7 protein-coding genes are annotated in these 16,613 nt (G+C 62.2%); 6 read left to right on the top strand and 1 reads right to left on the bottom strand.

The annotated features are described in order from the left end of the window. Positions 1 to 400 precede the first annotated feature (400 nt). From QO005_RS20475 to QO005_RS20455, 5 genes are read left to right on the top strand one after another with little or no spacing between them, the layout of a single operon-like run. Complete coding sequence (locus QO005_RS20475) at positions 401 to 4,393, top strand: non-ribosomal peptide synthetase (RefSeq protein ID WP_307159864.1); 3,993 nt, start codon at positions 401 to 403, stop codon at positions 4,391 to 4,393. 16 nt (positions 4,394 to 4,409) lie between these two features. Beyond that, positions 4,410 to 5,735 (top strand): glycosyltransferase, encoded by a 1,326-nt coding sequence (locus QO005_RS20470; protein ID WP_307159863.1) that lies wholly within the window; start codon positions 4,410 to 4,412, stop codon positions 5,733 to 5,735. A 3-nt stretch (positions 5,736 to 5,738) separates the two neighbouring features. Continuing rightward, positions 5,739 to 6,881 (top strand): efflux RND transporter periplasmic adaptor subunit, encoded by a 1,143-nt coding sequence (locus tag QO005_RS20465; protein ID WP_307159862.1) that lies wholly within the window; start codon positions 5,739 to 5,741, stop codon positions 6,879 to 6,881. Beyond that, positions 6,878 to 9,988, top strand: coding sequence for an efflux RND transporter permease subunit (locus tag QO005_RS20460; RefSeq protein WP_307159861.1), 3,111 nt, complete (start codon positions 6,878 to 6,880; stop codon positions 9,986 to 9,988). The genes QO005_RS20465 and QO005_RS20460 overlap by 4 nt, the downstream gene beginning before the upstream one ends. 50 nt (positions 9,989 to 10,038) lie before the next feature. Continuing rightward, on the top strand, positions 10,039 to 13,119 hold the full coding sequence (locus QO005_RS20455) for an efflux RND transporter permease subunit (protein WP_307159860.1): 3,081 nt from the start codon (positions 10,039 to 10,041) through the stop codon (positions 13,117 to 13,119). 123 nt (positions 13,120 to 13,242) lie between these two features. Here QO005_RS20455 and QO005_RS20450 read toward each other — a convergent pair whose 3' ends face one another. After that, positions 13,243 to 14,676 carry an amino acid permease gene (locus QO005_RS20450; RefSeq protein WP_307159938.1) on the bottom strand — a complete coding sequence of 478 codons (1,434 nt, stop codon included), beginning with the start codon at positions 14,674 to 14,676 and terminating at the stop codon, positions 13,243 to 13,245. 359 nt (positions 14,677 to 15,035) lie between these two features. Between QO005_RS20450 and QO005_RS20445 the strand changes: the two genes are divergently transcribed. Further along, positions 15,036 to 16,442: an aspartate ammonia-lyase gene (locus QO005_RS20445; RefSeq protein WP_307159859.1), complete on the top strand. Its 1,407-nt coding sequence runs from the start codon at positions 15,036 to 15,038 to the stop codon at positions 16,440 to 16,442. Positions 16,443 to 16,613 lie beyond the last annotated feature (171 nt).

The following is a 16,613-nucleotide window of genomic DNA, read 5'->3' as shown; positions in this document are numbered from 1 at the left end:
TTGGAATGAGCCAGGAAGAAATAGCCTCCCGCGAACGAATGCCCCGCAACATCGCGGGTTCCGCCCCATTCCCATCAGGAAACATTTTTTTTCTTTAAATGTCATGAGCTTGCAAGAGATTTCGTTTAAGACCTCATTAAGCGCACGATTCTGTTGTTGCGCCATTCGATTGCATCGCACAATATGCTTGCTGTACAAAAGCTCTCGAAGCGACCGAATGCTCGGCAAGGTTGGGCTCAAGGCAGTACATATTATATTTTTCTAATTAATATTTTGAATATGCACCCTGTTGGTGCTGGAAGACACATAGAAACGGCAGGAACGATCGGACGCGCGAAATCCATTCGCACGATTGGAGCAGTGTGTTTGTTTTCTATATTTTTTAAAGGATGTGGATTTCATGATGGAGAAGATTTTGCCGGTGACCCCGGCCCAGGCTGGCATGTGGATCAGTGAAAAAGTTGGTGCATCCGGTGTCGTCTTTAATCTTGCCGAGTTCATGGAGATCCATGGCCCGGTCAATCCGCAGAATTTCTGCCAGGCGCTTCGGCAATTGACGGAAGAGATCGAGGCCACCCGGATCCGCATTCGTGAAATCGAGGGTGAGCCGCATCAGGTGGTGCTGAACGCTTACCCTGAAGAGTTCCGGGTTCTCGATTTTTCAGCCGCCGCCGACCCGATGAAGGATGCCTATGACTGGATGATGGCGGACATCAAGGCGCCGCTCGATCTTGCCGATGGCCTGCTCTGGACCAGCGCCCTCGTCAAACTCTCCGATACCCGCTGGCTCTGGTATCACCGCGTTCATCACATTGCCTTTGACGGTTTTACCGGCGGCATGGCCACACGGCGCATGGCGGAACTCTACAACGCCCTGGAAGAGGGCCGCGAGCCGGTGCCTTGCGATTTCGGTACGCTGGAAGATCTTCTGGAACTGGAAGCCTCCTACCGCACCTCGCCGCATTTCGAGCGTGACCGCAGCTACTGGATGGAGCAGTTGCAGCAATTGCCGCCACCCGTCACGCTGGCCAAGAAGCGAACCGCACCCATCGGCGGCATGATCCGGCACAGCAGCTATCTCGCACCTGCGAAATCCCAGGAAATCGGCGAGGTCAGCAAAGCGCTCGGCGTCAGCGTGCCGCAGGCGCTGATTGCCCTGATCGCCGCCTATTATGCCCGCGCCACCGATGTCGAGGATCTGTGCATCGTCACCATGGTGACGGCCCGCATCAATGCCGCCGCCCGGCGCCTTCCCTGCATGATGGCCAATGCGGTGCCGCTGCGCTTCAAGCTGTCGCGGGAAACCAGCCTTCAGGATCTGGTCAAGCAGGTGTCGCAGCAGATGATGCGCGCACTGCGTTACCAGCGCTATCGCTATGAAGACATGCGCCGCGATATCGGCCTGATCCGCCAGGACGAACAGATCGCCTTTATCGGCGTCAATATCGAGCCTTTCGACTACGACCTGCGCTTCGGTGGCAACGAGACCACCATGCACAATCTGTCGAACGGCACCATGAACGATATCACCATCTTCGCCTATGACCGCGGCGACGGCAGCGAAATCCGCATGGATTTCGACGCCAATCCCGGCCTTTATTCCGAGGATGAACTGAAGGCGCACGAGGCGCGCTTCACCCGGATGATGAACGAATTGCTGCTCGATCCGGCAAAGCCGCTTGCTGATTTCAGCCTGCTCTCCGACGCCGAAAAGACCCAGATTCTGGTTGACTGGAACGACACCGCGCGTCCCTTGCCGGACCTCACCTGGCCGGATCTGTTCCGCAACCAGGCCAAGGCAAGCCCGGAGCGGGTGGCCGTACGGTTTGCCGACCGGCATCTGACCTATGCCGAACTCGATGCCGCCTCCGACGGGCTGGCCGCCAAGCTGCAGGAAAGCGGTATCGGTCCGGGCCGTCTGGTCGCCGTCGCCGTGCCGCGTTCGGAGCAGATGGTCATCGCCCTGCTGGGCGTGCTGAAGACCGGGGCGGCCTATCTGCCGCTCGATCCCGCCGATCCGCCAGCGCGTATCGGCATCATTCTGGAAGATGCAAAACCCGGCGCGGTCATCACCACCAGCGAAGCCGCTGGCACGCTGAAACTCGATGGCATCAACACGCTGTTGCTGGACAAGCTGGCGGATGGGCTTGCCGGATCCGCCGCCGCCTTCACGCCCAGGAAAATCCGTGGGGATGACACGGCTTATGTGATTTTCACCTCCGGCTCCACCGGTCGTCCGAAGGGCGTGCAGATCCCGCACCAGGCCCTGGTGAACTTCCTGCTGTCCATGCAGGACCTGCTGAAACTCGACACGGAAGACCGGATTCTGGCGGTCACCACCATCGCCTTCGACATTGCCACGCTCGAGCTTTACCTGCCCCTGCTGGTCGGTGCTCAGACGGTTATCGCCACCCGTGATACGGTGCGCGATCCGGCAGCGCTTGCCAAACTGCTGAAACAGTCGGGTGCGACCATCATGCAGGCCACACCGTCGCTCTGGCGCGCCCTTCTGGAAGACCATGCGAAGGATGTAAAGGGGCTGCGCTCCCTGGTGGGCGGCGAGGCGCTTCCCGCAGATCTCGCCCATCGCATGGCAGCGCTCGGCCATCCGGTCCTGAATGTCTACGGCCCGACGGAAACCACGGTCTGGTCCACCGCCATGCCACTGACCGGCGCGGATCTGGACACCACCCCGATCGGCAAGCCGATCTGGAATACGAGGCTTTACGTGCTGGACCGCAGCGGCCAGCCGGTTCCGCCCGGCGTCGCCGGCGAGCTTTACATTGGCGGCACCGGCGTCGCCAAGGGCTATCTGGACCGGCCAGACCTGACCGCGGAAAAATTCATGCCCGATCCCTTCGTGGGCAAGGGAGCCCGCATGTACCGCACTGGCGACATGGCCTGCTGGCGCAATGACGGCGTGCTGGAATATCTTGGCCGCAACGACCACCAGATCAAGATCCGCGGTTTCCGCGTCGAACCCGGTGAAATCGAAGCCGCGCTGATTGCCCAGCCGAACATCCGTCAGGCTGTGGTCATCCTGCGCGAGGATCCGGGTCAGGGCAAGCGGCTGGTGGCCTATCTGGTGCTATCGGAGGCTGGCGAGATCGACGGACCGGATCTGTCGGCACGGCTTGCGGCATCGCTGCCCAGCCATATGATCCCCGCTGCCTATGTGGTGATGGATGCCATCCCGCTGAACGTTAACGGCAAGATCGACCGTCATGCCTTGCCTGCGCCGCAGTGGAAGGCGGAAGAAGGCTTCGTGCCGCCGCGCAACGAAACCGAAAAAATGATCGCCGCCATCTGGTGCGATATTCTCGGCCTTCAGGAAGTCGGCGTTCACGACAGCTTCTTCAACCTCGGTGGCGATTCGCTCGCCGCCGCCCGGATGATTGCCGCGATCCGCAGCAAGATGAAGGGGGAACTCGCCATCGCCGCCGTCTTCGAAGCGCCGACGATTGCCACGCTCGCAAGCATGGTCGCGACACCGGCCTCCCGCACCAATTTCCTCGATACGGTGCTGCCGATCCGCGACAAGGGCAATTCGGCACCGCTGTTCTGCATTCATCCGGTGCTGGGCATGGGCTGGGGCTTCTATTCGCTGCTCGGCCATGTCTCCGAAGACACGCCGATCTATGCGCTGCAATCGGAAGGCCTGCGCGATCTTTCTTCCCTGCCGCAATCGGTGGAGGAGATGGCCGAACGCTATGTGGAGCGGATCCGGAGCATCCAGCCGCATGGCCCCTATCACCTGCTTGGCTGGTCCTTCGGTGGTCTGGTGGCCCATGAAATGGCGCGTCAGTTGAAGGAACAGGGCGAAGCCGTCTCCTTCCTCGGCCTGCTCGACAGCTATCCCTACCATCAGAATGCCGATGCGGCATCGCTGGATGATGCAACACTGGCACAGGCGGCACTGGGCTTCCTGGGCTTCGATGTGGACCCGGCGGAACTGGATCTCAACAAGCCGCTCTTCTCGGTGCTCAACGATTACCTGTTCCGCCAGTATAAGCTGGACGACCATCCGCTTGTGGAAGAGGTGCGGACCTATGAGCCGCTGATCCTGGAAAAGGCGCGGGCCGTCGTCATTCACCATCTCGGTCTTGCCCAGAAGTTCAAGCCGGGCTTTGTCGATGCGGACATGCACTTCTTCTCCGCCAATCGCGGCAGCGACAACAAGGCCATCGGCCATGTGATCAATCATCAGGCCGAGGCCTGGGTCGAGCATGTGGGCGGCAAACTCGTCGGCCATGGACTGGATTGCTCGCATCAGGACATGCTGGACCCCGGTCCGGCATCCGAGATCGGTGCGGTGATCCAGGCGGAAATCCTCCGCGAAATTCTGGTGCTGCGCAGCCGCGCAACCCAGGAAAACGATGCCATGACGGCCTGATCGCGAGCCCATCATCATGCGGATCGCCATCTTCACGATTGGCACGGAGGGCGATGTGCGCCCTCTGCTTGCCCTCGGCCTTGGGCTGAAACAGGCGGGGCACGATGTGCTCATCGCCACCGATCAAAGCTGTGCCGGGTTGGTCACCGGGCACGGCATTCGCTATGAGCCACTCTGCGGGGATTTTCTGGCCTGGATGCGCAGCGATCAGGCCACCCTGAAAAATGGCCTGGGCATGCTGGCGGTCCTGAAGGAGGCCAAACGCCGGCTGAAAACCATGGCCGGCCAGTGGGCCGAACAGGGCCTTGCGGCAGCAAACGGCGCAGAGCTGATCATCGGCAATGGCATGGTCTATTATCTGGCGGAATCCATCGGCAAGAAGCTCGGCATTCCCGTGGTGGAAACCCAGTTGATGCCGACCTTGCCCAGCGAGACCCCGCCACCGCTGGCCCTGCCCCGCTGGATGCAGAACCTGCCGCCCTTCGCCAACAGGGCGATTGGCTGGATCAGCCGGTTGATGGTGTGGAACACCGTCCGTCCGACCTATAATGACATCGTGCGTCCGGCGCTCGGACTGCCCGCCTATCCGGCGCTGGCCTGCTTCCAGCGCCGTTTCATCGAGCATCCAAGGCTTTTCGGTTTCAGTCCCAACCTTATTCCCGCCGGAAAACAGTGGCCCGCGCAAACCGCCGTGACAGGTGCGTGGTTTCTGGACCAGAAGAGCTGGGAGCCGGGCCCGCAGCTTCAGCATTTTCTAGAGCAGGGTCCGCCTCCGGTCTATATCGGTTTCGGCAGCATGGTGCATTACGATGCCGAAGGCTTTACGGCCATGGTGCTGGAGGCCGCTGCCCAAACCGGCGAGCGGGTGATCCTGGCAACGGGCTGGGGTGGTCTCAATGCCGTTCAGCCGGGAAATGACCGGATCTTCGTGATCGACCGCGCCCCGCATGACTGGCTGTTTCCGCGTGTTTCCATGGCTGTCCATCATGGCGGCGCGGGCACGACATCGGCAGCCGCCCGGGCGGGGATTCCGTCAATCTTCGTGCCGGTCTTCGGCGATCAGCCCTTTTGGGCCGCGAGGCTGGAGGCGCTCGGTGCGGCACCGCCCGCCCTGCCGCGCGAAACCCTGACCGCAGCGACGCTGGCCGAGGCCATCCGCACGGCAAAATCCGTCAGCATGCGCAGCCGCGCCCATAGTCTCGGGGAAAAAGTCCGCGCCGAAAATGGCGTGGCGGCCGCCATCTCCGCCCTACACCGGTGGGGATTGCTGCACCCGGTTCCGACCAAGACGGCCTATGCCGCCGATCCGAAACAGCCGCTTGCGGCTTCATCCTCGCTGTGACCCATGACCTTCCGATATTTGCCCCATATCATCATTGCCTCGGTCACGCTCGGCGCGGGCTTCTACTTTTTGACCCTGAAAAGCGAAGCCAATTCCTCGCGTCCGGTTGACGTCACCCCCACCGCCATTGCCGTGAAGACGGCCAAGGTTCTGCGCCAGGACATGCCGATCTACATGACCGGCATCGGCACCGTGCAGCCCTATGAAAGCGTTCAGGTCAAAAGCCAGGTGACCGGCCAGATCGTCGAACTGCATTTCCAGGAAGGCCAGGACGTGAAGGCCGGAGACGTGCTTGCCGTCATCGACCAGCGCAGCCTTCAGGCGCAATTGCGCCAAGCCATCGCCACGCGCGACAGCACGGCGGCCCAGCTGGCCGATGCCAAGGTGCTGCTGGCACGGCGGGTGGCGCTGAAGGATTTCGCCAGCCAGGAAACCGTGACCACCCAGCAGGCGCAGGTTCAGAAGCTGGAGGCGCAACTCGCCGCCGACAATGCCAATATCGATGCGGCCCAGACAAGCCTCGACCAGACCGTGATCCGCTCGCCCATCGATGGACGCGCCGGTATCCGTCAGATCGATAACGGCAATATCGTGCATGCGACCGACACCACGCCCATCGTGACCATCAATCAGCTGAAGCCGGTTTCAGTCAGCTTCACCTTGCAGGCCGACGATCTGCCCGCCGTACTGGAAGGCCAGGTCAAGGCCGCGCTGCCGGTAACAGCCTTCGACCGTGGCAACCGGCGCGAACTCGTTTCCGGCACGCTGTCGACCATCGATAACCAGATCGATACCGCCACCGGCACCGTCAAGCTGAAGGCAACCTTTACCAACGATCCGCTGACGCTCTGGCCCGGCCAGTTCGTCAATGTCCGGCTGCAGGCGGGCAGCCACAAGGGCGGTCTGGTGGTGCCGGAAGCCGCCGTACAACAGGGGCCGCAGGGCCTGTTCGTCTGGGTGGTGGATGGCGACGGCAAGGCCCATAACCGGCAGATCACCGTCATTGACCGGCTGAAGGATCTGGCGAGCGTCAGCGGCCAGATTGCCGAAGGCGACAGCGTCGTGATCGACGGCGCCTATAACCTGCGGGAGGGAAGCCTCGTCAAAACCGCGCCCGAGCCCAAATCCACGGCCCCGATCTCATGAGCTTTTCCACTCCCTTCATCCTGCGGCCCGTCGCAACCACGTTGCTGACGGCTGCGCTGATCCTGCTTGGCGTTCTGGGCTACCGGCTGCTGCCGGTCACGGCCCTGCCGGTCGTGGATTTCCCCACCATCCAGGTCACCTCCCGCCTGCCTGGGGCCAGCCCCGCCACCATGGAAGCGCTGGTCACCACGCCGCTGGAAAGTCAGCTCGGCCAGATCAGCGGGCTTTCCAGCATGCATTCGGCCAGCACCACCGGCATCAGCCGCATCACGCTGGAATTCGACCTGTCGCGCAATATCGAAAGCGCTTCGCTGGACGTGCAGGCCGCCATCAATGCCGCCGCCAGCCTGCTGCCGCTCTCGCAGATGCCGAGCCGTCCGACCTATGCCAAGATCAACCCCGCCGATGCGCCGGTGATGATCCTGGCCATGACCTCGGCCACGCTGCCGCTGGAAAAGCTCAACGAATATGCCGATACCACCGTGCGCCAGCGGCTGTCGCGCGTGGAAGGCGTCGGCCTCGTCTCCATCGAAGGCGGGCAGAAATCGGCAATTCGCATTGCCGCAAATCCCGTTGCCATCGCCTCGCTGGGATTGTCGCTGGACGATGTCCGTCAGTCCATCGTCGCCGCCACGCCGAACCTGCCGAAAGGCTCGCTGGATGGCCCCCGCCAATCCTACCAGATCGACGCCGATGATCAGCTGGTGGCCCCGCCCGCCTATCTCAACCAGATCGTCGCCTACAGCAATGGCGCGCCGGTCCGGCTGCAGGATGTGGCAAGCGTCAAGGTCGGGCTGGAAAACGAGGATCAGGCCGCCTGGTTCAACGGCAAGCGCGGCGTGATCCTCAACATCCAGCGCCAGCCGGATGCCAATACCATCCGCGTGGTGGACGCCATCCGCACGCAATTGCAGGATCTGAAAACCACCCTGCCGCAATCGGTGGACCTGGAGGTGCTGACCGACCGCACGGGCACCATCCGCGCCTCGGTGGAAGAGGTGGAGTTCACGCTGGTGCTGACCATCGGCCTGGTGGTGCTGGTGATCTTCCTGTTCCTGCGCTCTCTGTGGGCGACGGTCATCCCCAGCGTGGTGCTGCCGGTATCGCTGATCGCCACCTTCGGGGCGATGGCGGTGGCGGGCTTTACGCTGAACAACATGACGCTGATGGCGCTCACCATTTCGGCAGGCTTTGTCGTGGATGACGCCATCGTCATGATCGAAAACATTGTCCGCCACATCGAGGCGGGCGAAAAGCCGCTGGATGCCGCCATAAAGGGGGCAAGACAGATCGGCTTTACTGTCATCTCGCTCAGCGTGTCGCTGATCGCCGTCTTCATTCCCCTGCTATTGATGAATGGCGTGGTCGGCAGGCTGTTCAGAGAGTTTTCGGTTACGCTTTCGCTCGCCGTGCTGTTTTCGGCGCTGGTATCGCTAACGCTGACGCCAATGATGTGCGCCCGCCTGCTCAAGGCCGGCAAGGGCGGTCATCATGAGGCGAGCCGCGAGGAAGATCTTGGCGCTTTCAACCGTTTCTACGCCCGGGGATTGCGCTGGGTGCTGAACCATCCGCGCCTGATGCTGCTGGTGACGCTGCTGACGGTGGCCGGAACGGTGCATCTCTACACCGTGGTGCCGAAGGGCTTCCTGCCACAGCAGGATACCGGCCTGTTGATCGGTGTGACCGAAGCCTCGCCGGATACCTCGATTGCCGCCCTCGCTGCCCGCCAGCAGGCGCTGGTGGAACGGCTGCTGCAGGACCCGGATGTCGAAGGCATTGGCGCGTTCGTAGGCGCGGGCACCAGCAATCCCACTGCCAATGTCGGGCGTCTCTATATCAACCTGAAGCCGCGTGCGGACCGCAGCGCCACGGCTGACGCCATCATGCATCGCCTGCAATCTGCCGCCGATGTGCCGGGGCTCGGGCTGCAATTGCAATCGGTGCAGGAGGTGCAGATCGGCAGCACCTCCTCCCGTACGCCCTACCAATATAATCTCCAGGCCGCCACGGCGGCGGATATCGAAAGCTGGCTGCCGCCGCTCTCGGCGGAACTCGCCCGCCAGCCGGAATTGCGCGATGTGGTGTGGAATGAACGCGCGCGCGGGCAGCAGCTCTTCGTGGATATCGACCGCGACCTTGCAGCCCGTCTCGGCCTCAGCGCCCAGACCATTTCCGATGCGCTCTACAACGCCTTCGGCCAGCGCCAGATCGCCACGATCTACGCCCAGGCCAGCCAATACAGGGTGATCCTGGAAGTCGGGCCGGAATTCCGTGACGATCCGGAGGTGCTGAAGCAGATCTATGTCCGTTCCAGCGATGACAGCATGGTGTCTCTGGCCGCCTTCGCCACGCTGAAGCGGCAGCAGGCGCCGCTCTCGGTCACCCATCTCGGACAGTTTCCGGCAGCCACCATCTCCTTCGACCTCACCCCCGGCACCTCGCTGGAACAGGGGATTGCGGCCATCCACAGGGCAGAACGGGCGATTGCGCTGCCGGATCTGTTTTCCACCGGCTATAGCGGCTCGGCGGCGGAATTCCAGCGCACGCTTCAGGGTCAGTGGCTGCTGATCCTCGCGGCCCTCGTTACCGTCTATATCGTGCTGGGCGTGCTTTACGAAAGCTTCATCCACCCCATCACCATTCTCTCCACCCTGCCGTCTGCCGGGATCGGCGCGCTGCTGGCGCTGATGATGGCCGGGCGGGAACTGGATGTGATGTCCTTCATCGGCATCATCCTGCTGATCGGCATCGTCAAGAAGAATGCGATCATGATGATCGACTTTGCGCTCTCGGCGGAGCGTGAGCACGGCATGACGCCGCGTGACGCGATCTATCAGGCCTGCCTCCTGCGCTTCCGGCCCATCATGATGACCACCTGGGCCGCGCTGCTTGGCGCCCTGCCGCTGGCCTTCGGCACCGGCATCGGGGCGGAATATCGCCAGCCGCTCGGCATTGCCATCGTCGGCGGGCTGATCCTCAGCCAGATCGTCAGCCTCTATACCACGCCAGTGATCTATCTGGCCTTCGACGCACTGCAAACACGGCTGCGGCGGCTGTTCCGGCGTGTGCGCCCTGCCGAGCCCGGCCCCGTCGAGGCGCACTCATGACTGCGCCCCAACTGAACGCCCGCCGCCTAAACGCCCCCCGCCTGAATGCAATGAGTTTTTTCATTGAAAGGCCGGTGGCGACCACGCTGATCGCCATCGGCATCGTCGTGCTCGGCTGCCTGGCCTATGTGCGCCTGCCGGTCGCAGCCCTGCCGACCGTCGACCTGCCCACCATCGTGGTGCGTGCCACCCTGCCCGGCGCAAGCCCGGAAACCATGGCCTCCACGGTGGCAACACCGCTGGAGCGGCAGCTCGGCACCATTGCCGGGCTGACGGAACTGACCTCCGTCAACGCCCAGGGTTCGTCCACCATCGTCGCCCAGTTCAGCCTGGATCGCGACGTCGATGGTGCCGCCCAGGACGTGCAGGCAGCGATCAGCGCCGCCGAGGCGGACCTTCCGACGGAGATGCCGCAGGCGCCGATCTATATCAAGGCCAATCCCAACGTCTATCCGGTGCTGATCCTGGCGCTGACCAGCGATACCATGTCGGTGAGCGACATCTACGACCATGCCGAGACGGTGCTGCGGCAGAGGCTGTCACGCATCGACGGCGTTGGCCGGGTGGAACTGAGCGGCAGCGCCAAGCCTGCGGTGCGCGTCAATCTCGATCCGGCGCAGATGGCGGCGCGCGGGCTTTCGGCGGAAGATGTGCGCAAGGCGCTGGTGGCGGCCACCGTCAATCAGCCGCTGGGACGCCTCGACACGGCGGGGCAAAGCTTCATCATCTCCGCCGATACGCAGGTGATGGGCGCGGAGGCCTATCGCCATCTGATTATCGCCGAACGTGACGGCGCGCCCGTCAGGCTAAGCGATATTGCCGATGTGGCCGATAGCGTCACCGATAGCCGCCAGGCCTCCTGGTGGAAGGACAAGCCTGCCGTTCTCGTGGAAATCCTCAAGCGGCCCGGCGCCAATATCACCGCCACCGTTGCCGATATCCGGCAGGCGCTGCAACAGACGCAGCGCTGGCTGCCGGCCTCCATCGACGTCCACATCGCCTCCGACCAGACGCGGTTCATCGAAGCCGGTCTTGCCGAAATGCAGACGACGCTGCTGTTGACCGCAGCACTGGTCATCGGCGTGGTGGGCATTTTCCTGCGCCGCTTCTGGGCAACGGCTATCCCGACGCTCACCATTCCGGTGACGCTGGGGGGCACGCTGGCGCTGATGTATCCGGCGGGCTTCGGCCTGGACAACCTGTCGATCATGGCCCTGATCGTCGCCGTCAGCTTCATCGTCGACGATACGATCGTGATGATCGAAAACATCGTGCGGCTGATCGATGAGGGCAAGACGCCGCTGGAGGCGGCCCATCAGGGGCTGTCGGAGATGATGTTCACCATCGTCTCGCTGACGGCGGCCCTGCTCTCGGCGCTGATCCCCGTTCTCTTCATGCCGGATGTGGTGGGCCGGTTCTTTCAGGAATTCGGGGCGACGCTGGCCTTTGCCATCGTGCTGTCAGCTATCGTCTCCATGACCATGACGCCCATGCTCTGCGCACGCTTCCTGCCCGCCTCGCCGCCGCAGGAGAAGGCGCCGGGCCTTTTCGAGCGCAGCCTTGGCCTACTCACCCGTGCCTATGGCCGCAGCCTGTCGCTGGCGCTTCAGCGTCCGCGCCTGACACTGCTGACCCTGCTTTTGCTGCTGATCGGCTCGCTCTTCATGTTCTCGGCCATTCCCAAGGGCCTGCTGCCCACGCAGGATACCGGCGTCATCCGGGGCATCACGGCGGCTCCGGCGGATGTCTCCTTCGAGGCCATGCGCCAGCGTCAGCAGGCGGTGGCCAAGGTCATCCTTGCCGATCCGGATGTGAACGCGCTGACCTCCTCCGTCGGCATCGGCCTTTTGAACGCGCTGAACACCGGCACGCTGCGCATCGACCTGAAGCCGCTCGGCGAGCGCAAGGTGCCGACCTCTACCGTCATCGACCGGCTGCGGCCAAAACTTCAGGCGGTGGGCGGCATGGAAACCTTCCTGTCGCAGGTGGACACGGTGGCCGTTGGCGGGCGTGTCGGGCGAGGGCGCTACCAATATACGCTGCAAGGGGCGGATTTCAGCAAGCTCCTGCACTGGGCGGAAGTGATGCGGGCACGGCTCGATACCATGCCACAACTGGTCAATATCGGCTCCGATCAGGACGATAGCGGGCTCACCGCAATGCTCGGCATCGACCGTTCCTCGGCGGCACGGCTCGGGGTCTCGGTCTCGGCCATCGACCAGACGCTCTACGACGCCTTCGGCCAGCGGCAGATCACGACGCTCTACACCGCATCCAATCAATATAAGCTGGTGCTGGGCCTCGACCCGCAAAAGGGCCAGACACCGGAGGTTTTCCGTGATCTTTACGTGCCGGGCAGCGATGGCGTTCCCGTGCGTTTAAGCTCGGTGACGGAAACACGGCCCGGTACAAGTCCGGTACAGGTCAGCCATCAATCGCAGGTTCCGGCCATCACGCTGTCCTTCGATACCAAGGCGGGCGTCTCCATCGAACAGGCAATGGATCTGATCGAAGCCTCCGCCCGTGACGCGCAATTGCCGCCGGATATTCGCGGCGTCTTTGCCGGGAGCGCCAAGACCAGCCAGGAATCGATTGCCAAGCAAAGCTGGCTGCTGCTCGGCGCAATCCTGGCAATCTATGGCCTTCTGGGCGTGCTTTATGAAAGCTTTGCCCATCCGCTGACCATTCTCTCCACCATTCCCTCCGCCGCCATCGGCGCCATTGCCACCCTGCTCGTCACCGGCACGGAATTCAGCTTCGTTGCCGTGATCGGCATGATGCTGCTGATCGGGATCGTGATGAAGAACGCCATCCTTATGGTGGATGTGGCGCTGACGGCCATGCGCGAACAGGGCGTGAGCGCGCGTGAGGCCATGGAGGAAGCAGCAGTCCTGCGCTTCCGGCCGATCCTGATGACCACGCTGGCTGCCATTCTGGGTGCCGTGCCGCTGGCCATTGGCGGGCGGATCGGATCGGAACTCTACGAGCCACTCGGCCTTTCGATTGTCGGCGGGCTTCTGGTGTCACAGCTCGTGACCATCTACACCACACCCACCGTGTTTCTCGCCATCGACAGTCTCAGCCGGAGGCTGCGGGGCCGACGGCAGGTTCTGGCGGCGGCGGAGTCATAGAGCATTGTCCTGAGGAAAGTGGCGTCCGGTTTTCCGTCTGGAAATGCGTCGATTCAGGTTTCAAAGAGAAGCCCGCCGATGGGAGCTCCATCGGCGGGCTTTTCCTACGGTTAAAGGCAGGCGTCATTCCCCGGCGGCAAGACCCTGGGCGCGCTCCTCGGCAATGCGGCGGATGCGGTGACGCAGCAGATACCAGCCGATGATCAGGGCGGGCACGATGAGGATCAGCGAAGCCACCGTCAAGCTTCCCACCGGATAATCCAGCGCCATGAGCACCACGACACCCAACAGGAAGAGCAGGGTGAGGATGCCGGTGTAAGGTGCGCCGAACATGCGGAAATCCGGACGTTCCAGCTCACCGGCCCGCGATTTTTGCCAGAGCTTCAACTGGCAAAGGATAATCACGCCCCAGGCGGCGATGATGCCGAGCGCCGAGATGTTGATAGCGATTTCGAAGGCCTCTGCCGGAACCACGGCATTCAGCGCCACGCCGATCACCGTCACCGCCGCCGTCACGGCGATGCCGCCATAGGGCACGCCGGCCTTGTTCATCTTGGCCAGCGCCGCAGGAGCCGAGCCGGAGACCGCCATGGAATGCAGGATGCGGCCGGTGGAATAAAGACCGGCATTCAGCGAGGACAGAACAGCCGTCAGCACCACGAGGTTCATGACGATATCCGCGCCCTGGATGCCGATGGTGCCGAAGAAGGTGACGAAGGGGCTCTCGCCGGACTTGTAGGCCGTGTAAGGCAAAAGCAGAGACAGAAGCAGCACCGAGCCGACATAGAAGATCAGCAGGCGGGCCACCACCGTCTTGATGGCGCGCGGCATAACCTTGCGCGGATCTTCCGTTTCACCCGCCGTGGTGCCGATCAGTTCGATGGAGGCATAGGCAAACACCACGCCCTGAATGATGACGAAGGCTGGCAGGATGCCATTGGGGAAAAAACCGCCATTGTCGGTGATCAGGCTGAAGCCCGCCGGATGTCCCTCGATTGGCGTGCCGAAGGCGAGGAAATAGACGCCGGCGCAGAGGAAGGCCACGAGCGCCAGAACCTTGATGAGGCTGAACCAGAATTCCAGCTCACCGAACACCTTGACCGACAGCATGTTCATGGCCAGCACCACCACCAGGGCGATGAGGGCGAAGACCCATTGATCGATACCGGCAAGCCAGGGCAGGTAATGCTTGAAGAAATTCATGTAGAGCGCCACGGCGGTCACATCGGCCACCGAGGTCATCGCCCAGTTCAGCCAATACATCCAGCCGACGGCAAAGGCCATTTTCTCCCCGTAGAACTCCCGGGCGTAGGACACGAAGGAGCCCGAGGACGGGCGATACATGATCAGTTCGCCCAGCGCCCGCAGCACCAGAAAGGCGAAAAAGCCGCAAAGCGCATAGACGAAGATCAGCGCCGGGCCAGCCGTGGCAAGCCGCCCGCCCGCGCCGAGGAAGAGGCCCGTGCCGATGGCTCCGCCAATGGCGATCATCTGGATCTGCCGTGGCGTCAGCGCCTTGTGATAGCCAAGGTCCTCCTGACGCTCCATTTCACTCATCTGTTTGGTTTTCAAGGTGAAGTCTCCTCCCGCAGGTCTTCTTTGCCGTCATGCCGGAGCTTGGCGGATACCTCTGCATCCCGCCCGGCGCGGATGAAATACCAGAGCACCGAAATCAAGCTCTGGAAGAATGTACAAAGCCATCTGCCGTTCCCTCCGAAAACCGGCGGGCAGGCTGGCCAGCAAGAATCAAATCGAAGTAAAGCCAATGCTGTATTGCTGTCTGACAGATACGGCTCTCTTAAAACCAGCCGGGCCCTACCGTCAAGCCGGTCTTTCCACATTGACGATCCTCCTCGCCAAGGCTATTCATATCTTAAATCTGTCAGACAGCAAGACAGATTTTTGAGGAGGATTTGATGGACACGCAGCGTATCGAGCGGGATCTGCTCGGGGAAAAATCCATTCCGGCCCATGTTTACTGGGGCGTGCACACGGCACGCGCACTGGACAATTTCCAGATTACCGGCACGACGATCGGTCATTACACATGGCTGATCCGGGGCCTGACCTTCGTGAAGGAGGCGGCTGCCATTGCCAATCATCAGCTCGGTTTGCTGGATGAGACGCGACTTGGCGCCATTCGTCAGGCCTGCCGGGAAATCCGCGAGGGCGCGCTGCACGACCAGTTCGTCGTGGATGCCATTCAGGGTGGCGCGGGCACCTCGACCAACATGAACGCCAATGAGGTGATCGCCAACCGCGCCCTGGAAATCCTGGGGCACGCCAAGGGCGATTATGCTGCCCTGCATCCTAATGACCATGTCAATCTCAGCCAGTCGACCAATGATGCCTATCCGACGGCGGTCAACATCGCCCTCATCGAAGCCATTGACGATCTGGTCGCCTCCATGGCGGTGCTGGAGCAGGCCTTTGCCGCCAAGGCGGACGAGTTTCACGATGTTCTCAAGGTTGGCCGGACGCAGTTGCAGGATGCCGTGCCGATGACACTCGGCCAGGAATTCCGGGCCTTTGCGATCATGCTTGGCGAAGACCGCGCCCGCCTTATCGAATCGGCGGCCCTGTTGCATGAGATCAATCTTGGCGCCACCGCCATCGGCACCGGGCTGAATGCACCGCCCGGCTATGCCGAACGGGCCTGCGCCGCCCTGGTCGAACTGACGGGCCGCCCGCTGGTGACCGCCGCCAACCTGATCGAGGCCACCCAGGATCCCGGCGCTTTCGTGCATCTTTCCGGCGTGCTCAAGCGGGTGGCGGTGAAGCTCTCCAAGACCTGCAACGACCTGCGGCTGCTTTCCTCCGGCCCACGCGCGGGCATCGGGGAAATCTCGCTTCCGCCGATGCAGGCCGGCTCCTCGATCATGCCGGGCAAGGTCAATCCGGTTATTCCGGAAGTGGTCAATCAGGTAGCCTTCAGCGTCATCGGCAATGATATTGCCGTCACCATGGCGGCGGAAGCCGGGCAATTGCAGCTCAACGCCTTCGAGCCGCTGATCATCCGCGCGCTCTCAGATAGTATCAGCCACATGAGCGCCGCCTGCAAAACGCTGGCGGAACGCTGCGTCAGCGGCATTACCGCCAATCGCGAGGTCATGGCCCGGCGGGTGGAAGAGTCAATCGGCCTTGCCACGGCACTCAATCCGCTGATCGGCTATTATGCCGCGACCCAGATTGCCCAGGAAGCGCTGGCAACGGGCCGCAGCGTTGCCGAGGTGGTGCTGACAAAAGGGCATTTGAGCGAAGAACAATTGCGCGCCGCCCTCAGCCCGAGCCTGCTGGCGAATTTAGACCGCTTTTCGATCTGATTGAATCAGATCGGCGCTCTAAAGGTTTATTTTTGCAGCATAATCTTATCGATCCTCGTTTCACTCCGGTCGGATTATGCTCTAGGGTCAAAACTCAATCAGGATGGGTGTTCTGCAAGGCGTATTTTGTGTCTGAGTAGGAGGAAAGGTGCAGGAAATGCCGATCATTTT

This window comes from Allorhizobium paknamense, from assembly GCF_030815125.1.
GTDB classification, from domain to species: domain Bacteria; phylum Pseudomonadota; class Alphaproteobacteria; order Rhizobiales; family Rhizobiaceae; genus Allorhizobium; species Allorhizobium paknamense.
The sequence above is the reverse complement of the archived record's forward strand: the minus strand, read 5'-3'. Positions and strand labels throughout refer to the sequence as shown.

What these genes read in the sequence shown, in the direction of transcription:
- QO005_RS20475 (WP_307159864.1), top strand. Translation starts at nt 401, where the DNA reads ATGATGGAGAAGATTTTGCCGGTGACCCCGGCCCAGGCTGGCATGTGG.
- QO005_RS20445 (WP_307159859.1), top strand. Translation starts at nt 15,036, where the DNA reads ATGGACACGCAGCGTATCGAGCGGGATCTGCTCGGGGAAAAATCCATT.
- QO005_RS20460 (WP_307159861.1), top strand. Translation starts at nt 6,878, where the DNA reads ATGAGCTTTTCCACTCCCTTCATCCTGCGGCCCGTCGCAACCACGTTG.
- QO005_RS20465 (WP_307159862.1), top strand. Translation starts at nt 5,739, where the DNA reads ATGACCTTCCGATATTTGCCCCATATCATCATTGCCTCGGTCACGCTC.
- QO005_RS20450 (WP_307159938.1), bottom strand. Translation starts at nt 14,676, where the DNA reads ATGAGTGAAATGGAGCGTCAGGAGGACCTTGGCTATCACAAGGCGCTG.
- QO005_RS20455 (WP_307159860.1), top strand. Translation starts at nt 10,039, where the DNA reads ATGAGTTTTTTCATTGAAAGGCCGGTGGCGACCACGCTGATCGCCATC.
- QO005_RS20470 (WP_307159863.1), top strand. Translation starts at nt 4,410, where the DNA reads ATGCGGATCGCCATCTTCACGATTGGCACGGAGGGCGATGTGCGCCCT.